This is a genomic window from Nitrosopumilus zosterae (assembly GCF_025998175.1).
Lineage (GTDB): Archaea > Thermoproteota > Nitrososphaeria > Nitrososphaerales > Nitrosopumilaceae > Nitrosopumilus > Nitrosopumilus zosterae.
On record NZ_AP026695.1, the window covers coordinates 1,399,390 to 1,425,976 of the forward strand.

A 26,587-nucleotide genomic window follows, 5' to 3' on the forward strand; every position below is an offset into this window, starting at 1 on the left:
AGATTATTTTTTCTTGCTTACTTGCATGTATAGATCAACAGTTCCACTGCCGATTGGAATGTTGCTACCAACAATTACGTTTTCAGTAATACCTTTGAGTTGTTCAATTTCACCACCAAGTGCAGCATGTGCAATTGTAGGAACTGTAATTTCAAATGCGGCTCTTGCAAGAACACTGTCTTTAGTACCGGCAATTCCATGTCTGCCAATTTGTTGCATGTAACCTCTAGAGCACATTAAATCAGATACTAACATGATGTATCTATTATCAACTTCTAATCCCTGGTCACCCAGAGTATGATTAAGTTCATCAATCAATGCGTTTCGTGCAGCTTCAATTCCCAGAGTTCCTGCAATTTCAAACACATTGTTTGTTCTGACATTTGTTTTGTCAATGCCTTTTACTTCAAGAACTTTGGCAATGTTAGAGCCAGTTGTCTGGATAACCCATTCATCGTCTTTTTGAACAAGAGTTACACGTTCAATGTCTGGAACACCTTTTACAGTGGTGTTTAGAACTTTATTTCTGATTGCAATTACTGTTGCAGTATCAGATTCTTCAACTAGTTTGAGAGTAATTAGTTCACCGACTGTTTCCATCTTGAATTTCTTATTTGATGCAAGTGATGCTTCAACTTCAGCAATTGAACATCCTCTCTCTTTTAGTCTGTTCTCACTTAGAATTAATTTAATTTCAGTAGAGTAATCAGTTTCACTGTTTGCAATTAATGCGCTGATTTTCGTTTGCAATACATTTCTTGCAACTTCGATTGCTTTTTCTCTGGATTTCTTTGACTCGTTGTCAAGATAGATATCCATAGTTGGCGTAACTGGTTTCTTTCTTGCATCAACTAGCTCAATTAATCTAGGAAGACCCAAGGTTACGTTTCTTTCTTTAATTCCTGCAAAATGGAACGTTCTCAAAGTCATCTGAGTACCAGGTTCACCAATTGATTGAGCAGTGATAATTCCCACTGCTTGTCCAGGTTCTACTTTGGCTTTGTTGTAAAGTAATAATCCTTTCTTACATACTGCCTCTACACCATCTTTACTTAGGTTTGATTCATGCAATGCTTCAGATACAAGTGACGTGAGTCTTGGACTGAACGTCTTTGTGTATTTTTTAATCATGGTATCAATTTCATCTTTTGTTGCCTTTTTGCCTGAATCAATCATTGTTTGAGATTCAGCTAATCTGTGAGCATTGAATGCTTCACCATGGTCACTTTTTGCAACATCTATTCCGTCTTCACCGTAAAGGAATTGAACAATGTGACCGTGTGGATCCCTAACGGTTCCATCATATTCCAATCTAATGTGTTCTAGTGCATTAATCAGCCTACGCTGCATGTATCCACTTTGTTGTGTTCTAACTGCAGTGTCGACAAGCCCTTCACGACCACCCATTGCGTGGAAGAAGAATTCTAATGCAGAGAGACCTTCTCTGTAATTGGATTTTACAAATCCGTGTGCGTCCGGATTATTATCATGTTCTTGGAAATGTGTCAATGCACGATTGTGGTAGCCATCATGGAGTCGATTACCTCTTCTTGATTGCTGGCCTAAAGCACCTGCCATCTGACCTACGTTTAGCGACGAACCTCTGGCACCAGTGGTTGCCATAATTTTTCCAGCATTAGAATTATCGAGTGAGTTGTTTGCAGTAGAGCCTGCCTTGTCTCTTGCTTTACCTAATTCGTTTACAATGTATGCTTCAAGTGCCTCTTCAGGTCTCATACCTCTGGTAAGTTTGAGAGTTCCTTTTTCATATTGATTAGTCAAATCAGATACGATGTCATAGGTTTCTTGAATATCATTGAGAATCTGTTGTTTGTCTTTTTCTGGTACTTCAAGATCACCGAATCCATAACTAAATCCATAACTTGTGATGAATTGTTTTACCATAATTAGAATAGAATTTAAGAAGTTTTTACCTACTGCATTTCCATAGTCTTTTGTAATTCTGTGTAAGACACTCTCTGGTTCTTCTGCGCCAATTGAGGTTTTATCAATTACACCACTGATGAGTTCGCCATTTTTAATTACAACATCTTTCGCAGGACCGTTTGTTCCCTTTGACCATTTTGATGTGAGAACATAATTGAAGTCTTTTGGCAAGAATAGTGAGAATAGTTGTTTTCCAGTGTATGCTGGACCGTCTTTTGTTTTAGTAGCAGGTTTTGGAAGTGCATCTTTGTAACCTCCAAGCATTGCAAGATTGGAGAAATCCTGAATAGAAAGAGTTGTTTCGTCTTTTGTTAAAAGATATGCTCCAGTTACAAAGTCTCTGAGTGCACCAATAATTGGACCACCATATCTTGGAGAGATTAATTGATCTTGGACTCTCATCAAAAGAATCGCTTCTGCTCGTGCTTCCTCACTTTGAGGAACATGGAGGTTCATCTCATCCCCATCAAAGTCTGCGTTGTATGGAGGACAAACTGAAGGATGTAATCTGAAAGTCTTACCTGGAAGTACCCTCACATAGTGAGCCATAATAGACATTTGGTGAAGTGAAGGTTGTCTGTTAAACATGACAATATCACCATCTGCAAGATGTCTTTCAATCAGATAACCAATCTCAAGAGTTTCTGCAATGGTAGAACGATCTTCTACAAAGTCTAATCTAATTTTAACACCGTCAGGTCTAACGATATAGTTTACACCAGGGAATTTCTCAGGTCCATTAATTACAAGTTTTCGCATTCTTTCAATATTCCACTCTGTAACGATTTCAGGAATTGTTAGTTTCATAGCAACTTGCTCAGGAACTCCAACTTCAGACAAATCCAAGTTAGGATCAGGTGAAATTACAGTTCTGCTTGAAAAGTCGACTCTCTTTCCAGATAATGAGCCTCTAAATCTGCCTTCTTTTCCTTTGAGTCTTTGAGTTAATGTTTTGAGTGGACGTCCAGAACGATGGTGAGCTTGAGGAATTCCAGAAACTTCATTATCAAAATATGTTGTAGAATGATACTGTAGCAGATCAACCAAGTCTTGAACAATTAGTGGTGGAGTTCCAGCTTCTTTGCTTTCCTTTAGTCTTTGATTAACTCTAATGATGTCTACCATTTTGTGTGTCAAGTCATCTTCAGATCTAATTCCTGTTTCAAGAATGATTGATGGTCTTACAGTTACAGGTGGGACAGGCAATGCCTGAAGAATAAACCATTCAGGTCTTGCAGTAATTGGATCATAGGATAAAAGAAGCAAATCTTCATCAAGAATTTGTGAAAATCTTTCTCTAATTGTAATTGGAAGTAATCTATGTTCACCAATCTCTGTTTTTTCAACGAAGATGGTTGGTTTTGTAAAGACTAATTCGTATTGGGTTTTACCACAATGAGGACATTCTTTTGCTTTCTTTGCTTTTTCTATAATTTGTTCTGGGATACGTTTTTGAGAAATTACAGTGTATGCAGCATGTTTGTCTTTGATTTTTTTGAATTCATCTAAATCTTCTTGTGGTACTTTGAGTCTTGCACAAGAACGGCATGTTGATTGTAATAGTTTGTAGATGTTATCAATAAATGCAATATGTAAAATTGGCTCTGCAAGTTCAATATGTCCAAAATGTCCAGGACATCTAGCAGCAGTATTTCCACAAGTTAAACATTTTTGTCCTGGTTCAAGTGTACCGAGTCTTCCATCCATAAGACCTCCTTGAACTGGCATTCCATCTTCATCATATGTTTCAGGTGCAGTAATTTCAGCAACAGAATATTTTCGAACTTCGGTTGGAGACCATACGGAAAAACGGATTCCATCGATTGATTTGATAGCTTGAAGCGACATTAGATTTTCTCCTTGATTAATAGACGTGGTGCGACATTAAGACTCTGCATTTCTTGTAAGAGTAGTTTGAATGCATACGCCACTGAGACTGAAGAGACTTTGGCTTTATCACCACAAACCCGACATACATATTTTCTTTGTTTAACATCATGATAAGCAACCAATCCACATCTTTCACAGACAAAAATATCAGATTTATCAGATTCGTCAAGTAATCTATCTTTTAGAATCATAGAAGCTCCATAAGCAATCAAACAGTCTCTCTCCATTTCACCGAATCTTAAACCACCACCTCTTGCTCTACCTTCAGTTGGTTGTTTAGTTAACATCTGAACTTGTCCACGTGCTCTTGCATGGATTTTGTCAGCAACCATATGATGGAGTTTCTGATAATATACAACTCCAATAAAGACATCTACTGGGAAGGGTTTTCCAGTTCTACCATCATACATTATTTCTTTGCCAGAATATTTGAAATTGTGTGCATCCATTACTTCTTTTACTTCATCCATTTTTTCTCCGACAAATGCAGAGCCATCAAATCGCTTTCCACGAAATGCAGCAGCCTTGCCACAAATAGATTCCATCATCATTCCAACGGTCATTCTAGATGGAAATGCGTGAGGATTAATCAAAACATCAGGAGACATACCTTCTGCAGTATATGGCAAGTCTTCGGCTTTGGCTAAAATTCCAAGTACACCCTTTTGTCCATGTCTTGATGCAAATTTATCACCAATTTCAGGAATTCTCATATCTCTTGCGCGAATCTTGTACATTTTTCCACCTTCATTTGATTGAGTCATAACTACTGTATCTACAACTCCTGTTTCAGATGGTCTAACACCAATAGAAGTATCTCTTCTGTATGGACCAGATGATTCAAACTCTCTATATTCTTCCATAAATCTTGGAGGACTAGTTTTTCCAATTAAAATATCTCCGCCCTTTACTGGAGCTTCTGATGCAACAACGCCATCTTCTTCAAGTAATCTATATGCACGCTCTCCCTTGTAACCTCTAATGTTATCTTCAGCGTTAGGAATCTCAAAGGTATCACGCATTCCGCCGGGGTATTGTTTTGCTTCAGCATCATAAATTCTAAAGAAGAATGTTCTTCCCAATCCCCTATCTACAGATGCTTTGCTAAGAACAATTGCATCTTCGATGTTATATCCGTCGAATGGAAGTACTGCAACAACACAGTTCTGACCCGCTGGTCTATCTTCCAATCCCAAGAGTTTCATTGCTTTTGTATTTACAATTGGAACTTGCGGATATAGCATAAAGTGTTGTCTAACATATGTACTAGTATTCATCATAGGTGTTGAAAATCCTAAGCTCTGTTTTGCCATTGCAGATTCATATGTATTTCTTGGAGATTGATTATGTTCTGGATACGGAATGATAGAAGCTCCTGCACCTAAGATTGCTGGAGGGAATACTTCAAGGTGAGTGTGTTTCTTTGTATCTTTTTCATCTAATGTAACATAACAGTTTTCTTCTTCATTTGCATCAATCATTTCCAAAACTCCCATTCTCAAAAGATCAGTCCAGGAAAGTAATTTCTTGGAGATTTTATCTAACAAATCTTGAGTTAACAATGATTTGTTATCTTTGATAATTATTAATGGTCGTAAAACACGTCCTGCATTACAATTCACATAAAGTCTTCTTGTTGAACCTTCGATATCAGATTTATGAAATGACACTCCAACATGAGGATGAATCTTTGAATTTCTTCTGAGTTCTCTGAGAGATTCAGCTATCTCTTGACCATCTTTGAAATATCCAATTAAACGACCGTCAACAAAAACTCTGGTTCCATCTTTTTTCAAATCTTCTTTGGCATCAAAGAAATGAACAGTTCCAAGATCATAGAGTTTTTCCACAATTTCTTCTGATGGAACATTCACTGAGATAATTCCAGATAGAGCGAGGTTTTTCACCAAACCACAGTTTGAGCCTTCAGGAGTTTCACTTGGACATATTCTTCCAAAGTGAGTTGCATGCAAGTCTCTTGCCTCAAAGTTGGGCTGGGTTCTACTAAGAGGAGATTGAATTCGTCTAAGATGACTAATTGTTGAAAGATAATTTGTTCTATCAAGTAATTGAGTAACACCAACACGTCCACGTCCCCAGTTTCCAGTAGCTATCGCATTGTTTAGTTTGTCAGTAATAATTCCAGGACGAATTGCAGCAGCTACTGCATTAATTCCTCGTTTTTGACCTGATCTTTCTAATTGGTATTTCATGTCTCTAACCAAATTCCTAAACGCAGTTCTAAAGAGATCTGCCAACATTTGTCCTGCAAATTTGATTACTTTGTTTCCATAATGATCCTTGTCATCAGGGGTAATCCAACCAAGTTTTAATTCTAATAATTTACAAGCGGCTTCACCTAAGAATTGTGCTTTTTCTTTTCTATTTTCTGGATGTTTACCCAAATGTGGCAACAATCCCCAATCAAGTAAAGTTTCTGCACGTTTAATTTGGAATTCCTCCAACATTCCAGGTGCAATTCTTTTACTAATGTAAACAATGGCGTCTTTAGATGTTGGAACATCTCCCGCTTTTTCAAAAGAGCCTTCCAGTTCATCTTGAAGATCATCCACCAAAGAGACAACTGCTGCAATTTCTCTATCAGATTCTAATCCAAGTGCTCTCATCAATGTGACAACTGGAATATCAACTGGAGAACCAGGAATTCTAGCTACAATCAACCCATCGTTTTTCATTACAAGTTCTAATTTTGCACGATATCCAACAATTGATGAATATACTTTAGCTTTGAAAACAATATTTCCACCAACAGTTTCTCTATCTACAATAATTTTATTGTAAGAAAGATCTTCTAATCCTACAATTACTCTTTCTGAACCATTAATGATGAAGTAACCACCAGGATCATTGGGATCCTCACCATGTTCAATTAATTTTTGAGTAGAGAAATTATGTAAGATGCAGGCATTTGATTTTGCCATTACTGGTACATCGCCAATATGAACAAATCTGGATTCCAAAATTTTTCCATCCTCTACAACACTTGCCTCCATCATGACAGGGGCAGAATATGAAACGTTTCTCAATCGTGCCTCAGCTGGAGTAATATGAGTAATAGAACCATCAAGTTCCATCATTCTTGGTTGTTGAAGTTTGACTTTACCTAGTTGAATTTTGTAAGGGTATTCAGCATTTTCAATATCAATTTGTCCTACTTCATTGATAATACTTTGAAGTCCTCTCTCTAGAAATTCATCAAATGAGTTTAGGTGTTGACGTGCAATACCCTCACGTTTCAGAATATCTTGAATTACTGGCCAACGCTTTGTGGATGGATCTGCCATTATACTTCCACCACGTATCTGTAATAGAGACTTTCACCAGCAGTTGGACTTTTTCTGGTAATCTTTATCATATCACCAGGTTTTATTCCAAGTCCCAAAATTGCAGGATCATTTACAAAGATTAATGGTAATTCGGTTGGTTTGCAATTGTATTTTTTTAAAACTTCTTCAGCTTCTTGTTTTGAAATAATCTCATGTTTTGGAACATAGATATGATCTGGCACTAGAACTTGATTTTTTTTAGTTGCCAACTACAAAACCCCCATTTAGAACATTAAATGTAACGGTAAATAATACACACAAACTGTCAAAATCTCACGCTCGGGTTAATATATATCTAATCTGAAATTCGTCAGCGCTTAGTCTTTTTTCTTTTTAGTCAATAAATTTTATCGTAACCTTAAATAGCATTATTTTTCGCGTAAAATTGATGAAAGCTCATCTAACGGTGTTTACCTTATCTGCAATTTTGATTGTAAGTATTGGTATGGCACCAGCATTTGGACAAATACAAAACTCGATTGTTGTTACTACGGACAAATCATCATATTCAGAAGGTGAAACAATCATAGTAACAGGTGAAGTACGAGATCTGTATTCAGGAACCCCAGTAAGTTTGATAGTTAAGAATGACAACGCAATTGTCAGTCTAGCTCAATTAACAATAGGTGCTGACAAAAAATTCAGGACTGAATTGACTGCGGGCGGAACAATGAAGACAGCTGGAACTTATACAATTGAAGTGACATATGGAACACAAAATCGTATAGCAACAACGACATTTGAATTTGGTGGATCTACAAGTACTCCACCAAAGAATACAGGAGTAACCGATACAACTGTTTCAATTGAAGGTTCTAGTGACTTAATAGGATACACAATAACGGGTGGAAAACTATTAGGTATCATGCCTGATGTAGAAGCAAAATCACTCATCGTATCTATCGATGCAACAAGTGATGGTTCACTTACCTTGACAATCCCTAGATCAATATTGGATGCAACAATGAATGGTGAAGATGACGAATTCTTTGTCTTAATTGACGGAGAAGAAGTAAACTTTGAAGAAACAACATCAGCAACGGAAAGAATTCTCACCATAGCGTTCCCAGTAGGAGCTGAAGAGATTGAAATAATCGGTACATTTGTAATTCCAGAATTTGGTACAATTGCAGCCATGATTCTAGCAGTAGCAATTATCTCAATAATTGCAGTATCTGCAAAATCAAGACTTAGCATTATGCCAAGATACTAAATTTCATCTTTTTTTCTATTTTTAATGAGTAAACTGAGGGAGTTTACAAGCCATACATGTTTTTCTAGATCTTACCACTTTACACTAAAAAAATATGAACCCAAGACCTGCTAACTTAACAGAACCATTTTTAAATATACATAAATAACAAGATATCTGAAGTTGAATTAGGATGAATTTTAAACGATCTACAACATCAATGGCGATAGCCCTTATGGCATTGTCATTAATTTCAATGACCTCAATTCAACAAGATGTTTTTGCTCAAAGTCAAGGAATGAGCCTTACAGCTCAGGCAGATAGAGATTCAGACATCATCATGGTAACAGGCAAGACAATTTCAAAAATCACAGATGTTACATTTAGAGTGACATCCCCAAGTGGAAATAATGTAGTAGGAATTGCTCAGGTTTCACCAGATGTAAATGGAGAATTTGCAACACAATTCAAAATTGGTCCAACATGGACTGAAAATGGATTCTATACTGTAAAGGCTATGCAAAGCCCACAGCAAAACTCATTGTACACACTAAAAGTGCTTGTTGAAGTAGTAAACGGAATGGCAAAAAAAACGCTTGTGACTGAAACCAACATGGAATCAGGAATAGTGTATACCACGCCAAATGTTGCAACAGACAAAGGAATTGAAATTTATGCAGATGCGGTCATAGGATCTACAACCATCAATATCGAAGGTACCACTGACAGAGTAAGTCAAGATGTCACTTTGACTGTTACTGCACCAAATGGAAATGTGGTATCTGTAGCTCAAGTATCACCAATGCTGAATGGAGAATTTACTAAAGCAATCACCACTGGTGGACCATTATGGAAACAAGATGGATATTATACTGTAAGCGCAAAACAATTTGACGATCCAAAATATACCGCTTCAATCCAAGTGGATATCAAAGATGGAGTGGTAGTACCAGAATTCGGTACAATTGCAGCCATGATTCTAGCAGTAGCAATTATCTCAATAATTGCAGTATCTGCAAAGTCAAGACTTAGCATTATGCCAAGATACTAAGTTCACAACTTTTTTCTCTTTTTAAATATACATAAATAGAGACAGGTTCAATTCGCAACAAGATGAACAGTCGTACGTCGTTCGCGCTACTAGCCATTTTGACTGCAGTCGGTACCCTAACTATGTCATCAGCATATGCAGTGGAACTTCCACCAGCATGTGTAGGATGTGCTCAGGATGAGGCCAAAGCATCAGCAAACAAAATGTTGATGGCGGCAATTCCAATATCTGTTTGGACAGATAAAACAGAGTACAATCATAATGAGATGATTATGGTATCAGGCCAAGTAGCAAATATAGCATCTGGATATCCAGTCACAGTTACTGTTGTGAGTCCACTCAACTCCATCGTTACAGTTAATCAAATCACTGTAGCAGAAGACAAGAGTTTTGAGACTATGTTAAACACAGCAGGTGCAATGTGGAAATACGACGGTACCTACACCATTAAAGTAAACTATGGCAGTGTTGAAAAAAGCAATAGTGCAAAAGTTGAACTAACTGGTGGAGTTGTAACAACACCAACCCCAAGTAAATGTGGAGTTAACGAAATAACTGCAAGTGGTCAATGCATACCATTTAGCATTTCAGGTGGAGTAGTAAAAAGTGCAACTATCAATACTGATGACAAATCGATTGTCATTAACATCGACGCCAAAAAAGATGGAACATTAACAGTAACCCCATCAAAGAAAATCCAAGACGGTATCTTCATGGTATTAGTTGACGGAGAACAATGGGATGATGTTGAAATTGACAAAGCTAGAAATAAAGTAACAGTCATGTTCCTAGCCGGCGCCGAGAAAATTGAAATTATAGGTACCTTTGTGATACCAGAGTTTGGTACAATCGCAGCCATGATTCTAGCAGTAGCAATTATCTCAATAATTGCAGTATCTGCAAAATCAAGACTTAGCATTATGCCAAGATACTAAAATCACACAACTTTTTTCATTTTTTCATTTTTTAGTAGTAAAGAAAATATACAAATGAGCATTTGAAACTTTGTGGAGTTTAGAATATTTTACATTCTAGCAACATTATTGATAATTTCTACAAGTACAGTATTTGCACAAGAGTCCATCATAACTATACAAACAGATGATAACCATTATGATGAAGGAGATACAATTGTAATTTCTGGAAATGTGAATACTGTAATTGGTGATACACCAGTTTTGATACAAATTGTTCAAGAAGGTGCAATAATTGAAATTGCACAGATCATCGTGGCCCAAGATGGTACTTTCACAAAAACAATTATCGCAGAAGGAGGAGTATGGAAAAAAGGCGGCGAATACACCATCAGAGCGTTTTATCAGGAACACATAGCAGAAAGCTCATTTTCATTTACTCCGAAATCAGAAGCATCTGAAACTACAACCAATTTTGAAGTAGATGCGGGAAGCAGGGGAACATTTGATGTGGAATATACCATCAGAGGTGGAACGGTAAAAAACATGGTAGTAGATTCTGAAATTTTTGCGTTAATTGTACAAGTGGATTCAATAGATGAAGGACTGATCACACTGAATTTACCCCGAGAGTTCATAGGAGCAGAAAAACAAGACGGGAAAGATGACACATTCATTATTCTAATAGACGGAATAGAGGTAGCATACCAAGAATCAGTTGTAGGTTCAGAATCCAGGGTAATAACAATCAATTTTGAACAGGGAGATTCAGATATTGAGATTATTGGAACTTATGTAGTTCCAGAATTCAGTACAATTGCTGTAATGATCCTCATCGTAGGAATTATGACAACAATTGTAATGACTCAGAAGAAATTTCAACTCAAAATTTAGTGTAAACCAAAAGAATATTTTTCCTTAAAGGGAGAAACTGAGCGAAGTTCGTTTACAACTTTTTTCAAAACCTCAACTGTTTGATCAATTTCTTTTTCATCATTAAAAATACCAATAGTTAATCTCAAGGATCCTGTTATTTGTTCTAGAGAGAACCCCATTGCACCTAAAACATGCGATGCCTTTTGTGTATTAACAGAACAAGCAGAACCAGTAGATGCAGCAATTCCAAATTCATCTAGTTTGATTATTAGATCTTCTCCATTAACACCAAGAAAGGTAAAATGGGCATTATTTGGCAATCGGTATTCAGAATTACCATTTAGTGTAACTTCGGGAATTTCACTTAATACTCTTTTAATCATGTAATCACGTAGTTTTTTCATATGAGACATATTTTCATCCAAACATGTTTTAGCAATCTCGCAGGCTGTTCCAAATCCAACAATATTAGCTACATTTTCAGTTCCAGAACGCAAACCATTTTCTTGACCACCGCCTAAAATTACAGGATCAATGGAAATACCGTTTTTGATATATAGTGCACCAACTCCCTTTGGGCCATAGAGTTTATGAGATGAAACAGACAGTAAATCTATGCCTAATTTTTTGACGTCAATTGGAATCTTGCCAACTGCTTGTACGGCATCAGTATGAAATATGATTTTTTTTTCATTACAAATTTTAGCAATTTCAGAGATTGGTTGGATGGTACCTACCTCATTATTTCCGAACATGATTGAAACAAGGCAAGTTTTTTCGGAGATACGATTTTCAAGTTCCGAATAATTCACCATTCCAAAGGAGTCAACTGGAAGATAATCAATCTCAAATCCATTTTGAGACAATTTTTTACAAGGTTCTAAAATTGCATCATGTTCAATTAAAGATGTAATAATCTTGCATGCAGGATTTTTCATGGCAATTCCGCATAATGCTGTATTGTTAGATTCTGTGCCACCAGATGTGATTAGAATTTCAGAGGGTTCAGCATTGATTAAGGATGCAATTTGTTTTCTGGCCTTTTCAATTGCCTTATGAGTTAATCGACCATAGCGATGAATAGATGATGGATTTCCGTATTGTTCTTTGAGATAAGGCAGCATTGAATCTAAAACAGATTCATGAATTTTAGTGGATGCAGCATTATCAAGATAAATCAATCTGCAATCACATTGATTTTTCCTGGTTTATATCCTTCCTGATCAATTTCAACTGAACTAAATCCAACGAGTTTTAATTTTTCAGTAATTTGTTCTAAAATAGATTCATCAAATATAGATATCATGTCTTTATCAACTTCAATTTTGGCAGACCCATTTAGATCTCTAACTCTTACATGTTTTAGTTTTGTAAGTTGTTTGACAATTGTTTCGCCAAATTCTATTCGAGTTAATTTTTCTGCGGTAACTCGTTGTCCCCAAGGGATACGCGATGCCAAACAAGAATTAGAAGGCTTATCAAATACAGATAATCCAACAGATTTTGCTGCATCCCTAATTTTCAATTTCGAGAATCCCGTCTCAACAAGAGGACTTCTGATTCCATATTGTTTCAGTGCTTCAATCCCAGGCCTATAATCTCCTAAATCATCAACATTTGTGCCATCTACAATAATCTGTACATCATGTTCTTTTGCTAATTCAATTAGATGATCTCCCAACTCCATTCTACAGTGAAAACATCGATCTGAATCATTTTTTGTAAAATATTCATTTTCAAGCTCATTGTAATCCAAGAAAAGTTGTCGAATTCCGATCTCAGAACAAACATCCCTGGCAGTAGTTAGTTCTTCCTCAGACAATGTTTTGTAATCAGCAGTAACTGCAATAGCAGAATCACCTAATTTTTGAAAAGCAGCGTATGCAACAAGTGCACTGTCAACACCACCAGAAAGCGCAACCATTACTTTATTTTTGCCCTCAAACCAGTTTACAAGGTCATCAAGATCAGTCATTTAGAGTTTCTCCAGTTCCTCAATCTCTTTCCTTAGTAATGATTCTGTCTCTTTAATGGATTTGCCAAGAGTGTTCGATATTTTCTTCAAATCATCAAATTCTATTTTAAAATCAGTTTTTCCTTTGAAAGTGGATTTTTTGTAATTAACTACAAATGATTTGCCGTTTAAGGTTAGAGAAATACTATGGGTTGTTCTTGGGACAATAAAGCGATTAGAATTAGAGATTCTAATTCCCAAAGTCCCAGTTTCTAAAACTAAAGAATCAATAATATCATCCATTTTGTCATCATCACAAATCACAGACACAAGATTTGTAGGCCTTCCTTTCTTGGTAATTCCATGATAAATTGAAACATCTTTTGCACCTTTACTCATAATTTTTTCAATTAGATTGCCAAGTATTTCACCAGAGACATCATCCACATTTGTTTCAAGAATCTTAACTGAATCAGTCACAAAATTATTTTGAGATCCTCGTATAATTTTAAGAGTATTTGAAAAAGTTTCAAAATTTTTTTGTCCTGCACCATAACCAATCGAATCAACTTTCATAGAAGGATAATATTCCACTGAATCATTTGTCAAATTTACTAAAATACATGCTCCAGTAGGAGTAGTGAGTTCATCCTTTGAATCATTACCTTTGATAATTAAATTTGAGTTTTTGAAAATCTCAAGAATTGCGCTTGCAGGATTAGACATTGTTCCGTGCGAGAAGGTAACAGTTCCACCACCAACTGAAACAGGCAAGCAGACAATTTTCTCTTCAAACAAACCTAAATCTTCTAATGCAATTGTTATTCCTACAATATCTATCAGAGTATCAATACTTGATGCCTCATGAAAATGGACAGAGTCTTCAGGAATGCCATGAATTTTAGATTCAGAAGAAATCAGGGTATCAATACAAGATTCTGCAAATTTTTGTGATTTTTCTAAGAGTCCTATTGATTTGACAGAATCAGTAATTGCCTTTTTAATTTCAGAACCTTTTCGTTCATGAGTTTCTTCGTCAATTTCTAAAATTAGTTGAAGAGATTCAATTCCATGTTTTTGAATTTTTTGAAAATCAATTTTTTTGATTGATGAATTTGAGAGAAATTTTTCAGATTTTTTAATTCCATCTATGACTCTTTTTTTGTCAGCACCCAAATCAACTAAAGAACATAGAAGCATATCTCCAGAGATTCCAGCAATTTGAGGATCAATTACTACAACCATGATTAAAAATTATTGAAAATACTTATAAATTCGTCTAAATGTTTGTGAATTTCAATTTCTGTTAAGATCTTGTGAGTGCTGCTAATTATGTTCAGACGCAATTCTTGGGTAGATTTAATTATTGAAAATCAGCGATGATTTTCATGATTACAATTATCGGAGCTGGGAAAGTAGGTGGAGATGCAGCATTATTCTCAGCTTTGAAGAAATTGGATGATCAAATTTTGCTACTTGATGTTGTTGAAGGACTCCCACAAGGCGAAGCAATGGATATCAACCACATGTTATCAGAGCAAGGAATTGATGTGGAAGTTAAAGGCTCAAATGATTTTGCAGATATGAAGGGTTCCAATATAGTAGTAGTAGTAGCAGGTTCAGGAAGAAAACCAGGAATGACTAGAATGGATCTTTTGAAAATTAATGCAACTATTGTAAAAAGTGTGGTAGAGAATGTCAAAAAATATGCGGATAACTCAATGATTATTCCAGTAACAAATCCGCTTGATCCAATGGCGTACATTACTTACAAAGTATCAGGTTTTGATAGAAGCAGAGTATTTGGAATGGGAGGAATGTTAGATTTATCAAGATTCAGACAATTCATTCACGAAGCAACCGGACATTCCAGGGATTCAATCAGAGCATTAGTGATTGGAGAACATGGGGAAAATATGTTGCCATTGCCAAGATTTTCATCTGTTTCAGGAATACCATTATCATCATTTCTTCCAAAAGAAAAACTAGATGAGTTAATTCAAAATACAAAGCAAGTTGCAGCCAAAGTGATTGAATTAAAAGGTGCGACAGTTCATGCACCTGGAAATGCAATTTCGGCGATTGTTGAATCGGTAATGAGAGATAGAAAACAAGTCATTCCAGTTGCAACATATCTTGATGGCGAATACGGTCACTCAGATGTGACTATCGGAGTTCCAGCAGTAATTGGGAGAAAGGGCGTAGAAAAAATAATCGAGTTAGATCTAAATGATGAAGAAAAACAAATTTTTGATAAAGCCGTTGAAAGTGTTAAAAGTGCCATCTCAGGTATTGAGATCTAAGCATTTTTTTATCCTGACAAATCAAAACTATCATTGGAAATTAATGAAATTTTAGAATCATTGAGTGCTGGAAAAATTTCAATTAACAATGCAAAAAAGCTCCTTTCATTATATTCAATTGAAGAAGTAGAGGGATTTGCAAAGATTGACATCAACAGAAGAAAAAGACGAGGGATTCCCGAAGTAATTTTTGCAGAAACAAAAGAACTAGATGAGATTAAGAAAATCATTAAAAAAACTTTAGAAAAAACAAATTCCGTAATAATATCAAGAATTAAGAAAAATGACTATCCAGAAATTATATCATTTTCTAAGAGATTGAAAGTAATAATAAAAACTGGAAAAAATGCATCCACATTATTACTGCTTAAAAAAGCAATCAAATCTCATGGGGGAAAAGTTGGGATTCTTACTGCTGGAACATCAGATATTGGAGTTGCTGAAGAATCCAGATTGATGTGCGAAGCCATGAATTGTAAATGCATTACAGGATATGATGTTGGTGTAGCAGGAATTCAGAGAATTTTTCCAATTTTGAAAAAAATGATAAACGAAGAGGTGGATTGCATTATTGTTGCTGCTGGAATGGAAGGGGCTTTGGCCACTCTTGTTTCGTCCATGGTAGATATTCCAGTAATTGGAATTCCAACATCTGTAGGATACGGGTATGGTGAAAAAGGCATAGCGGCTTTGGCATCAATGCTTCAGAGTTGCTCTTTAGGGTTATCAGTGGTGAATATAGATAATGGAATTGCAGCCGGAGGAATTGCGGCAAATATTGCTAATAGAGCAATAAGAAAAAAGTAGTTTACAGCCAATCATAATTAGCCTCGTAAATGATATATAACATACTTTGGCGAAGTCTGGTAGTTGGCCGGCAAACGTGTTGTTCTAACTGCTGATCGTAGTTTAATGACAAATTATAGAGGAAATTTTCTTTATGGGTTTATTGCATGTGGGCCATATGAAGTACTGCCTGAATGGGTTTTTGATAAAGTATTTTGTCCATCAGTTGAAACAGATCCAATCACAGGAGAAGTCAAAGTCGCCCAAGTCGGACTAAGAAGAATTGAGAGTTCATTGATACAGGGAGGATACAAAAGAGAAGATGTTTTCATGGCACATCCAGAAATGCTTCATAAATCAATTGGGCCAGATACCAAAGTTGTAGGAATTAATGTGATGGACCCATTAGGAATGGCCCCTGTTACAACAACAATGTCACCAGAAAAATTATCCTATGTTGCAATGAAATTCAAAAAAATGTGTGCCAACATCATTCAACTCAAAAAGAAATATGATTTCAAAGTAGTAGTTGGAGGTAATGGTGCTTGGGAATTAGCTAAATCAGATAGAATGAAAATACATGGAATAGACACAGTTGTTGTAGGGGAAGCTGACGAGTTAGCAGTAGATTTGTTCCAAGATCTGGAAAAAAATGATGCGCCAGAATTGATGCATTGTTTTGTTAGAAATCTTGAAAATATCCCAGTTATCGAAGGGCCTACAATCAATTCACTGATTGAAGCAATGAGAGGTTGTGGAAGGGGATGTGACTTTTGTGACGTAAATAAAAGATCAAAGAAAGATTTGCCATTAGATAGATTGCAACATGAAGCAAAAACCAATTTAGACTATGGATTTGATTCAGTTTGGTTGCATTCAGACGAGATGTTACTTTACGGATGTGATAATAGAGATTTTATTCCAAATAGAGATGCAATAGTGGATTTGTGGAAAGGACTCAAAGGGCTAGGGGCGAATTTTGTAGGAACCACACATATGACATTCTCTGCAGTGGCAGCAGATCCAGTATTGATGCAACAAATTTCTCAAATTAATGAACAAGATAAAACAGGAAGATGGCTTGCAACCAATTTAGGAATTGAAACAGTAGCTCCTGCAATGGTAAAGAAACATCTAGGTGTAAAAACAAAACCATTTTCATCTGAAGAATGGGGAAGTGTGGTAAGAGAAGGCGCAAAAATTCTAAATGAAAATCACTGGTTCCCAGCAGCTACAATCATTATTGGTTGGCCAGATGAAACCCCAGATGACATTCAATATACAATTGACATGATGAGTGACTTTAGAGAGATGGACTTTAGAGGATTAGTAGCACCATTACTTTATCAAGACTTTAGTGAAAAGAATTCAATGCATTTTGGTAACTTGAATGAGGCGCAGTTTACGCTGTTTTGGAAATGTTGGGAAAACAATCTACGAGTAATTAATGATATCATACCCATAATTCTCAGAAATAAGACATATGGTCCACCAATGAAGGTGTTCATGTATGGAATTCTCAAAGCAGGAACATGGGCGATAATGAGATATCTGAGAGGATTATGCAAAGATCTCTTTAACGGCAGAACCCCTGATGAAATAATTGACAAGTATGCAAGAAGTAGATCAGTATCTGTACCTAAAATTCAAACTAAAAAATTATAGAGTGTTAATAGCAGCATCCGCCAAAGTGTTTCGTTTTGGTGTTAAGCAGATAAAGTAAACTTTGTCGGCTCTTTCAATGCCTTCAACTTTTTTGTAGGATTTTGATGAAATATCAAATTCATAAATCCCAGGGTCAAGAGAACCACTTGTATAAATCATCAGATACGTTTCGCCAGTTGCAGGGCTAAGTGGAATAAAGGCCATCACATATCCTTTGTATGAATTAATGGGCATTGTATTTTTCATTGGAGGAGCTGCAGACGCCATATACATGAACATATCTTCAATATTTTCAAATTCTTCATATTCAGTATGCATTACAACTGGTAATGTGTCTCAATATAATAAGTTACTAGATAGAATTTATTAAAATTCTTTTCTGGATTTGAAGTGCTTGTGAACTTTAAACCCAATTAGTGCCGGTGCTGCAATATACATTCCCAGGTTTAGAGCAATTACAGAAATTCCCAATCCTAAAACTTCAACCTCTGAACCATTATCAGCTAATGACATTATAGATAAGGTAGAAAGCATTGGGGTAATGAAAGCCCTTACCGCTTCCTGGAACATTGGATTCTCTCTTTCCCAATCAGCAACTGTTGGGGCAAATGAATAGTATATTGTGTTAAATCCAGACATAAATGCAGTTCCAGAAGCAGTACTTAAAACAGTATTATCTCTAACTTCCCTTAAGAATTGAACTTGTGGTGCTAACTCAGTTCCATAAGCTGCAGTTGCAATAAGACATCCACCTTTTTCTTCAACACACAGACCATCTTTCATAGAATAACCTGTAGGACACTGTGGCTCTTGTTTTACTTTACAAAATCCATCTACCAGTTCGGTTCCAGGACCACATGTTGGTGGAGGTGGCTCATTATCAACACATTCACCATCGATTAGTTGTTGATTAGAGGTACATGTTGGTGGAGGTGGAGGTGGTGGTGGAATGTTATCTACACACTTGCCGTCGACTAATTGTTGGTTAGAAGTACACGTTGGTGTAGATGGTGGTGGAGGTGGTGGTGGAGGTGTATTAACAACTAATTCCCCACCCACATAATCAAGTACAAGTTCACTGGTATTTCCACCATACTTTACTTCAACAATATAATCACCACTCAGTTTCCAAAGTTGTCCACCTGCAATAAATGAAAATTCAAAAGAACCATTAGAATTTGGGATTAATTGACCTATAGATACAAGATTATTTTCTGGAGATTTCACTACATAAGTAACTGCACCGGCATTTAGTGCTGAAGGATCATAATCTTTCAGGGTACCAGAGATGATCACATTTGCACCATTTGCAATAATGCTAACGTTTGAAGAAATGTTAACAGGTAAAAGATTATGATTATCAGCAAAGACAGAACCATTAACACCATAAGATAGAACTGAAACAGACAATAAAGCAAATGCTAGGAATGCTGTTAGCCTCATTTTCATTTTGATTCATGAGTTGAGAGTATTTATGTTTTCAACGAAATAAAAATTGACCATATTATACTCTAATGATACCTTTTTTGATCAAAAACTGAAGGGATTTTATAAAATCTTCATCTGAAATTTTGTTGTCAGACCACCACTTTGCATTATTTTTTATCCAATCAGGAATTGTTTGATTAAAAGAAGAATTGCTTTCAGTGGAAGGAACAGTAATAATTCCTTCTTTAATGAGATATTCAAGTCCGTCTAAAAACTCAGAATTTGAAATCGAAGTAGTAGCCCAAGATTTTGCAGTATTCTTAACCCAGTTAGGAATTTTTGGTGGGATTACTTCAAAGGATATAGAACCCAAATCAAAGTTATTGTGAGACAGTTGAATTTCATAAACTCCAGATAAAGAATTTTCATTAATTGAAATCATCGATCTATAACCACCTCCACTAGAAAGAGTTGCTCCAAAAATCTGGGATTTTCCATCAGGAGAGATAATATTCACTTCCAAAGGAATTCCACGTCTATGATTATTCACACTGCCCGAGAGAATAATTTCCTCAATATTTCCTGAAAGAGGTTTTACTATTTCATAGGAACTTAGTTGTGGTGAACTAGAAAAAGAAGCAGATGACTGGCTTCTCAACAAACTGAATGTGTTGGCATTACCAAAACTATCACGAGAATCATAATATTTTGCATCTAAACTCCCACCAGCTGAAGAGATTAATGCAGTTCCAGACTTGTTACAAATTTGTGAAGGCATTTTGAAAACTCCTTGAAATATTCCAGTGCTAGGTCCTGTTTCAACAAGAGTGAATCCAGTAGCACCTAAGCCACCATACTCGATCCCATCTATTGTACAGCGTTTGTAACGAATGTCTTTAATCAAAACTTCAAGTAATTTTATCCCATCCTTTCCAACAGTGTCTACATTCGCAGAATTTGGATCGTTAATTACAAAATAAATGTCAACCAAGTCTTGTTTCAAATTTAGATCAGGATCCTTTAGAGTAATTGTTACGGGTTGTCCAAATCGAAATGTGCTTGCAGTTGAAACAGCACCAGAGTGTGTTGAGATATCAGATTGTGTGGAAGTCCTAGTAGTAACACCAGTTACATCAATATCTGAATAAGATATTGTAATTCCAGATTCATCAATTAATCTATTGGTAACAATAATTTTCACATCATCACTAATAGCATCTATAGTTTGAATAAATCCAGAATCAAGTATATTCAATTGATTTGTAACAGCATATTCCAAAGTACCTTCAAAAGTTGACGAATTATCAGCAGTTTCTTCTAATTCAAAACGATAAATGGAATTATTAATACTTTGATCATTTTCTAATCCAAAAGAGAACAAATCAAAAACAATTGGTTGTTTTTGGGTTTCACTAGAAATATCAATTACACCGGCATCGTTATGAGAAGAATCAAAGTCAATTACAAGAAATACATTTCCACTTTCAGCCAATATAGCATTTACATCAGAATCATCGATTTGAATAAATCCTTGTGCTGATGAAAGATCACCTGCATCAACAATTGTGATTGGCGAGGAACCAAGTGCTCCAAAAGTCATATTAATTGAAGTATCACTAAAGTCAGAAACGCCTAACTCTTTTTCAAATGATCGTAAATCGTAATTTATCCAGTTTGTTCCACTTGTATTAGATTTAGAATCATCAAGTAAAATTGAAGCAAGAGTAGATACAGAAACTCCCAAGTTTACAGAAAACATGTCATATGAAGCATTCCCCAATGTCGTGGAGTCAATTATCAATCTATCAGAATTAGAGTCAGGCACAGTAGAGGTTACACTAGTACCACCTGTCAGAGTAGGTGAAGTTGAATGAAATTGGACGGTATTTGCATTTTCTAGAGTTATTGGATTTCCAATAGTTATTGTAGGGATGATTGCAGTTTCTCGGAACACATCTAAATCATCATTTGCACCAGTGTTCAAATTTTGATCTGGATCAATCAAGATTACAGGATATTTAGTTCCTGGACGCAGCGCAGCACCATTTCCAATGGTTAATACTGGTTCATCATTTACGGAAACAGAAGCAGTTGAGGAACCAGTCAAAATAGAAACAGATTCATCATTGTAAGTAATTTGTCCAGTTTGTCCTCTTGGGGCATTATCAAGGATTCCGATTACAGACTGATCATTAAAATCAAAGCTTTCAAAAATTCCAGAGTTAGATTGTCGTTCAACTAGTGTGACTATTTCTGAAAAGGTATTTGCACCCCCGTCATTCACAGATGTTACAGGTTGATCACTGTTGGTTTTTAATTCCATTACATTTCCAACATTCAATGAAAGTTTTCCATTATTTTCAAATCCCAAAGATGAAAGGGATGGTACCAAATCTACCAATCCAGAACCACCATTGGCATCATTAGACCCCGTATTATCAAAGGCTTGATAGAATGTTGAGGGACTAGAACCAACATCAAACGTCCAAGAATCTTCATCAGTTGGATCTTGGTTTAATTGAAAATCATTAACAGTTAGAAAAACTTCAGCATTCGTTGGATAAAGAGATCTATCAATATTCAAAGAAATGTTCTGCATTTCATCATATTCTAATGATACCTGCTGTGTTGGACCTCCAGGATTATATTGAATTATCACATCGCCAAATGAATAAAGTTGAATCAAGGGCCATGCATTTGAGTTTAAACCAATTTGGCCAACAGGAATATTTGAATTTGTGTTAATCGATTTTGCTTTTCTTACTACATTGTTCATATTTGAAGAACCGGTAGGAATTCCAGTACATGAATTAAATGAAGAATCACCATTGGTAAAACCACCCAAACCAGTAGAACGTGGTACTGCAAATCCATCAGTTTCAGAAAGAGATATTCCAAATACTGTAGACGATGTGTCCCTACTACAGAAAACACCAAAATCCAATCCTTTTCCATTGGAACCAACTGTAGAATCTGCAGCTTTTGCTTTTTGTACATTTGCAAAATAGGCATACCAGTTACCATCTGTAGCTTGAACCATTCGTAGGGATTTTCCATTAATGGTAACATCAGGTTCACCCTTTCCCTCATCGGTATCTCTGAGATTGGGATCATTTACTACAACTTCAATCACCATAGAGCCTGAAAAATGATTGGCAAATTGAGAATTTTCAGCAGATACAAAGAGATTAGGATTACTTGAAGCATCAGCATCCATAATTGGAATTAGAGTAATTAGAGAAATAATCACCACGATAAATAAGAATTTCATGCCCAACATTACAAAAAATCACTTTATCACAAATAACATTGTCGTATCATTTATTCTTAGAAACTTGTAATACATGATTAGAATTATTAAAAATAAGAAAATGTTTGTTCAGAGAACCAAGGTATTACAGATTTCATTATTAGCCATATTTTCAGCATTTTTAGTAGAATTAATTTTCGGGTTGATCTCAAACAGTCTAGCCCTAATTACAGACAGCATTCATGCATTATTAGATAGTGTAGTAACAGTCGTCTTACTTTTGGCAGCTAGAATGGCAATGAAGCCAGCTGATGCAGAGCATACCTACGGACATGGCAAAATTGAATCATTGGGAGGAATGATTGGAGGAATTGCAATTTTTTTGATAGCGTGTTTTTTTGTTTATGAATCTATCAACAGATTACAAAGTCCTCCACCAACCATTCTACCAGGTCTTTTTGCAATAGTTGCAGGACTATACACAATAGGCATCGATATTTTCCGATTGATCCTGTTAAGAAATTCAATTAAGAAGATTGGAGGATCCACACTCAAGGCAGATTTTTATCATGCATTCATGGATCTGGGATCTACTTTAGTTGCAATTATCGGAATAGTTCTTGTAACTTATGGATTGTATTTCGGAGATTTTGTTGCTGCATTAATCTTAGGAGGATTTTTGGCAGTTCTCAGCATAAAGCTAGTCTACAAAACAGCGCTGGATTTAACAGACATCATTTCTCCCGAACTTGTAAAGAAGGTAAAGGAGATTGCTGCATCTACTGAAGGTGTAATAAACGCAGATCCAGTCCTAATGAGAAGATCAGGCGACACAATATTTGCAGATATTACAATATCATTAAGGGGAGACACAAGTTTTGACAAAGCTCATGAAATCAGCAATAATGTTGAGAAAAACATAAAAAATAAAATTTTAAACTCAACCGTAACTGTACATTTGGAACCAAATTGGCAAGATGTACCATTAGATTCAAAAATTCTGGAAATTGCAAAAAGAGTAAAAGGAGTTAAAGAAGTTCACAATGTAAACACTCACAAGACCAAAGGAAAAATATTTTCGAATTTACATGTAATGGTGGATAGAGAGATGAATCTTTTATCTGCACATAAAATTTCTGAAATAATTGAACAAGAGATTTATGAGAACATTCCAGAAATAGAACACACTACAATTCATTTGGAGCCTTTTGTAAAAATACCAGAAAATTTAAACTTGGAGGATAAAATTACTGAAAATCAAATTAAGAGAATATTAGAAAAATATTCAGAAATTAGAAAGATTGGAAGAATAATGTCTTTGAATTTTGAAAATATTCTAAAAATTGATATTGACTGCTCGTTTGATGGGGAATTGTCAATTGAAAAAGTTCATGATTTGGTTTCAGAAATAGAGAATAAAATCAGAGCAGAAATAAGCGATTCTGTAATAACAATTCATCCAGAACCCGTCTAAACCAGAATCTGATCAGATCACGACTAACATTTCTAGTGTAATTCCAGAGGGAATTTTCAAGAAAACAGTATTTCGTAGATTCTTTGTTTAAATCTAATCTAACTTTTAGATAGCCTAACTTTTCATAGAAGATTTTCATATATTGAAAAATTAGGTTTAAACTAAAGAAAATAGTTATGAATTTGTGCGAAGATCAGGAATCCTGATAGTTGGGTCAGGAATTTTAATAATTGCAGGATTGTTTACCCTAGTTTTAGGAAATCAAGCAATATTAGAAGGAATAGTTCAAGATAATGGAATGGTAAGTTCCAAACAAACACTTACGATCTCCACTGATTTTGATTCACAAATTACATCGATTGGAATTTTTGCAGTTCAAATAATGGAATTTGAAGAAAATACATTTTATGTAAAAATTTTGAATCCATTTGATATTGAAATAATTTCTCAGGAAATCAATGAAGAAACTGTTGAAGAAGAATTTGATGTTATAGATTCTGGCACTTACAAACTAATTATTCAAAGTAATAATAATGAAGAAACTCAAGTATTCGGAGCGATTGGTCCAACTCCCGATTCAGGAAAAAAAGCACTTGGTTTTATTCCAGTTTATGTGATTGTTGTTGGGATGATAGGATTAGCTGTAGTAGGAATTATTGAAATTAAAAACAGAAAAAGGTTAATTTAGATAACTATCCATTTTTTCAAGACCGTTAATAGTAGCATCAAAATTATCACTGTTTTCGACTATGCTATTGAGTTTTTCGGCATTTGCTGAAAGTATGCAATTTTCACCATCAAAATTTTGTAAAATGAAGCTATGTTCAATTAAATAAGAAAGTCTTTCTAAAACATCATTTTCAGATATAGAAGATTGTTTAGCCAAAAATGAACATTCTTTTTCACCATCTTCAAGTTCGGCTAAAATTGAAGAAGTTACTGGATCAAACATACAATCTACAACTTTTTCTTTATCAAAAGCAGATTCCATTTACAATAATAGATGTTTTAGAAATTATTAACTTTTTAAATTTTAATTCCAATAAGATAATTAAGAAAAAGAGAGCAGGATAATCATGCAAAAACTTTGTAATTATGATCCATCAGGTAAAGGAGAACACTGTTTCTGTATAGATATAGATACCCAACGAGGAATTAAAAAATGCTGTAAATGTACAATATGGAACGTTCAAGGGAATGATTGGACAGAAGATGAAGACTTGAGATAATTTCTATCAAAAATATCCAAAATAAAGCCAAGAAGACAATTAGATCTAAGAAACATGGAAAATTCGTCCAATTTGGTGCCTAGCATGGTTTTTATCGGGGTTTCTTTGAATTTTTGAATACTTGAGTACTCAAGAATATAGACACATTGTAAGGATTGTGGGTAATGATATACCAGGAGAGCGTAAAATGCTTGTAGGATTGACCCAGATAAAAGGCATAGGATACAATTTTGCCACTGCAATTCTAGATACATTAAAAATAAACACAAATTCCAATATAGGAAATCTTACAGAAGAGAATGTTCAAGCAATTGAAAAATTAATTACAGATCCAGTTGGAGGAAATTTTCCAACATGGTTCCTCAACAGAAGAAAAGATATTGAAACTGGTGCAAATTTGCATTTATTGACATCAGACATTCCATTTACATTAAGAAATGATATAGAAAGGGAAAGAATAACTGCAAGTTGGAGAGGATACCGTCATCTTAGTGGTTTGAAAGTTAGAGGACAAAGAACTAGAACCTCAGGAAGAAAAGGCGGAGCAGTAGGAGTTGCAAAAGGAGGAATGGCAGCTCCAGCAAAGAAAGGAAGCGCAGGAGCACCTGCAGCAGTAGCAGCCCCAACAGCAGAAGCAGCAGCTCCAGCACCGGAGAAATCAGAATAGGTGTTTTGAATGGGAGATCCAAAATATCCACGAAGAGTTTGGAGAAAACCAAAGAGACCACTCAATTATGAATTAAAAATGGAAGAGCTAAAAACTCTTGGCACGTTTGGATTAAGAACAAAAAGAGAATTATGGAAAGCACATACAGAATTGTCCCGTGTAAGACACCAAGCAAGATCATTACTTGCATTAAGACAAGAAATTAGAGAAGAGAAAGAGCCAATTCTAATGAAATCTCTTGCAAGAATTGGTTTGGTAAGTAGCGATGCAACATTAGATGATGTACTCAATCTAAATGCCAATGATTTACTTTCACGTAGATTACAAACTATCGTAACAAAGAAGTTGGGATTCAAGACACCATATCAAGCAAGACAAGCAGTAATTCACGGTCACATTATGATTGGAGACAGAAAAGTAGACATTCCATCATATACTGTTACAGTTGAGGAAGAGAACAATATTCATTTTTCACCAGAATCCAAAATACCAGAAATGTTAGAGAAAACAAAATCAAAAGAACCAGTATTAGATACAGATGTTGAAGAAACTGCAGAGACTGCTGTTGAAGAACCAATAAAAGATGAAAGTTCTTCAACCGAATAATCAAAAAA

General features: G+C 35.4%; 22 protein-coding genes. 12 read left to right on the forward strand and 10 right to left on the reverse strand.

Annotation, left to right across the window (positions count from 1 at the left end; genetic code table 11):
• Window positions 1-3: 3 nt before the first annotated feature.
• The 3 genes from OO712_RS08580 to OO712_RS08590 are packed head-to-tail and all read right to left on the reverse strand — an operon-like array spanning window position 4 to window position 7,393.
• Complete coding sequence (locus tag OO712_RS08580; RefSeq protein ID WP_109876426.1) at window positions 4-3,795, reverse strand: DNA-directed RNA polymerase subunit A'; 3,792 nt, start codon at window positions 3,793-3,795, stop codon at window positions 4-6.
• A complete protein-coding gene (locus OO712_RS08585) occupies window positions 3,795-7,142 on the reverse strand; it encodes a DNA-directed RNA polymerase subunit B (protein ID WP_109876427.1) in 3,348 nt (1,115 codons plus the stop codon). Before OO712_RS08585 ends, OO712_RS08580 begins: the two co-directional genes overlap by 1 nt.
• On the reverse strand, window positions 7,142-7,393 hold the full coding sequence (locus OO712_RS08590; protein ID WP_048117695.1) for a DNA-directed RNA polymerase subunit H: 252 nt from the start codon (window positions 7,391-7,393) through the stop codon (window positions 7,142-7,144). Before OO712_RS08590 ends, OO712_RS08585 begins: the two co-directional genes overlap by 1 nt.
• A gap of 179 nt (window positions 7,394-7,572) precedes the next feature.
• On the opposite strand from OO712_RS08590, the gene OO712_RS08595 reads away from it, so the two are divergent.
• The 4 genes from OO712_RS08595 (at window position 7,573) to OO712_RS08610 (ending at window position 11,235) form a co-directional block, all read left to right on the forward strand.
• Window positions 7,573-8,397 carry a PEFG-CTERM sorting domain-containing protein gene (locus OO712_RS08595; RefSeq protein ID WP_109876428.1) on the forward strand — a complete coding sequence of 275 codons (825 nt, stop codon included), beginning with the start codon at window positions 7,573-7,575 and terminating at the stop codon, window positions 8,395-8,397.
• 172 nt (window positions 8,398-8,569) lie between these two features.
• On the forward strand, window positions 8,570-9,427 hold the full coding sequence (locus tag OO712_RS08600; protein WP_109876429.1) for a PEFG-CTERM sorting domain-containing protein: 858 nt from the start codon (window positions 8,570-8,572) through the stop codon (window positions 9,425-9,427).
• A gap of 122 nt (window positions 9,428-9,549) precedes the next feature.
• The gene (locus OO712_RS08605; RefSeq protein WP_109876560.1) at window positions 9,550-10,362 is read left to right on the forward strand and encodes a PEFG-CTERM sorting domain-containing protein; all 813 of its coding nucleotides are present in this window, start codon (window positions 9,550-9,552) and stop codon (window positions 10,360-10,362) included.
• A gap of 72 nt (window positions 10,363-10,434) precedes the next feature.
• Window positions 10,435-11,235: a PEFG-CTERM sorting domain-containing protein gene (locus tag OO712_RS08610; RefSeq protein ID WP_109876430.1), complete on the forward strand. Its 801-nt coding sequence runs from the start codon at window positions 10,435-10,437 to the stop codon at window positions 11,233-11,235.
• Here the strand turns inward: OO712_RS08610 and OO712_RS08615 are convergent.
• From OO712_RS08615 to larC, 3 genes are read right to left on the reverse strand one after another with little or no spacing between them, the layout of a single operon-like run.
• Window positions 11,232-12,398 (reverse strand): cysteine desulfurase family protein, encoded by a 1,167-nt coding sequence (locus tag OO712_RS08615; RefSeq protein ID WP_109876431.1) that lies wholly within the window; start codon window positions 12,396-12,398, stop codon window positions 11,232-11,234. The two genes, OO712_RS08610 and OO712_RS08615, sit on opposite strands and share 4 nt — an antisense overlap.
• Window positions 12,395-13,192, reverse strand: a complete 798-nt coding sequence (gene larE / locus OO712_RS08620) for an ATP-dependent sacrificial sulfur transferase LarE (RefSeq protein ID WP_109876432.1) — start codon at window positions 13,190-13,192, stop codon at window positions 12,395-12,397. Before larE ends, OO712_RS08615 begins: the two co-directional genes overlap by 4 nt.
• On the reverse strand, window positions 13,193-14,416 hold the full coding sequence (gene larC, locus OO712_RS08625) for a nickel pincer cofactor biosynthesis protein LarC (protein WP_109876433.1): 1,224 nt from the start codon (window positions 14,414-14,416) through the stop codon (window positions 13,193-13,195).
• A gap of 143 nt (window positions 14,417-14,559) precedes the next feature.
• Between larC and OO712_RS08630 the strand changes: the two genes are divergently transcribed.
• From OO712_RS08630 to OO712_RS08640, 3 genes are all read left to right on the forward strand, one after another.
• Window positions 14,560-15,474 carry a malate dehydrogenase gene (locus tag OO712_RS08630; RefSeq protein ID WP_109876434.1) on the forward strand — a complete coding sequence of 305 codons (915 nt, stop codon included), beginning with the start codon at window positions 14,560-14,562 and terminating at the stop codon, window positions 15,472-15,474.
• Window positions 15,475-15,507: 33 nt separating this feature from the next.
• Window positions 15,508-16,281 (forward strand): nickel pincer cofactor biosynthesis protein LarB, encoded by a 774-nt coding sequence (larB, locus tag OO712_RS08635; protein WP_109876435.1) that lies wholly within the window; start codon window positions 15,508-15,510, stop codon window positions 16,279-16,281.
• 63 nt (window positions 16,282-16,344) lie between these two features.
• Entirely contained in the window at window positions 16,345-17,925 is a 1,581-nt protein-coding gene (locus OO712_RS08640) for a B12-binding domain-containing radical SAM protein (protein ID WP_200829042.1), read from the forward strand.
• Here OO712_RS08640 and OO712_RS08645 read toward each other — a convergent pair.
• Genes OO712_RS08645 through OO712_RS08655 form a run of 3 tightly spaced genes read right to left on the reverse strand, consistent with a single transcriptional unit; the run spans window position 17,920 to window position 22,624 of the window.
• Window positions 17,920-18,243: a hypothetical protein gene (locus OO712_RS08645; protein WP_109876436.1), complete on the reverse strand. Its 324-nt coding sequence runs from the start codon at window positions 18,241-18,243 to the stop codon at window positions 17,920-17,922. The genes OO712_RS08640 and OO712_RS08645 overlap by 6 nt on opposite strands.
• A 48-nt stretch (window positions 18,244-18,291) precedes the next feature.
• The gene (locus OO712_RS08650) at window positions 18,292-19,374 is read right to left on the reverse strand and encodes a CFI-box-CTERM domain-containing protein (protein ID WP_109876437.1); all 1,083 of its coding nucleotides are present in this window, start codon (window positions 19,372-19,374) and stop codon (window positions 18,292-18,294) included.
• Window positions 19,375-19,429: 55 nt separating this feature from the next.
• Window positions 19,430-22,624 carry a peptidase gene (locus OO712_RS08655; RefSeq protein WP_225866825.1) on the reverse strand — a complete coding sequence of 1,065 codons (3,195 nt, stop codon included), beginning with the start codon at window positions 22,622-22,624 and terminating at the stop codon, window positions 19,430-19,432.
• 100 nt (window positions 22,625-22,724) lie between these two features.
• On the opposite strand from OO712_RS08655, the gene OO712_RS08660 reads away from it, so the two are divergent.
• Together OO712_RS08660 and OO712_RS08665 are read left to right on the forward strand one after the other, a co-directional pair.
• On the forward strand, window positions 22,725-24,077 hold the full coding sequence (locus OO712_RS08660) for a cation-efflux pump (protein WP_109876562.1): 1,353 nt from the start codon (window positions 22,725-22,727) through the stop codon (window positions 24,075-24,077).
• A 184-nt stretch (window positions 24,078-24,261) separates the two neighbouring features.
• Window positions 24,262-24,765 (forward strand): hypothetical protein, encoded by a 504-nt coding sequence (locus OO712_RS08665; RefSeq protein WP_109876439.1) that lies wholly within the window; start codon window positions 24,262-24,264, stop codon window positions 24,763-24,765.
• On the opposite strand, the gene OO712_RS08670 is transcribed toward OO712_RS08665, so the two are convergent.
• Complete coding sequence (locus tag OO712_RS08670; RefSeq protein WP_109876440.1) at window positions 24,757-25,068, reverse strand: hypothetical protein; 312 nt, start codon at window positions 25,066-25,068, stop codon at window positions 24,757-24,759. The two genes, OO712_RS08665 and OO712_RS08670, sit on opposite strands and share 9 nt — an antisense overlap.
• A gap of 85 nt (window positions 25,069-25,153) precedes the next feature.
• On the opposite strand from OO712_RS08670, the gene OO712_RS08675 reads away from it, so the two are divergent.
• From OO712_RS08675 to OO712_RS08685, 3 genes are all read left to right on the forward strand, one after another.
• Entirely contained in the window at window positions 25,154-25,306 is a 153-nt protein-coding gene (locus OO712_RS08675; protein ID WP_200829043.1) for a hypothetical protein, read from the forward strand.
• Between the two features lie 121 nt (window positions 25,307-25,427).
• Complete coding sequence (locus OO712_RS08680) at window positions 25,428-25,973, forward strand: 30S ribosomal protein S13 (RefSeq protein WP_109876441.1); 546 nt, start codon at window positions 25,428-25,430, stop codon at window positions 25,971-25,973.
• 9 nt (window positions 25,974-25,982) lie between these two features.
• Window positions 25,983-26,579, forward strand: coding sequence for a 30S ribosomal protein S4 (locus tag OO712_RS08685; protein ID WP_109876442.1), 597 nt, complete (start codon window positions 25,983-25,985; stop codon window positions 26,577-26,579).
• Window positions 26,580-26,587: the final 8 nt, after the last annotated feature.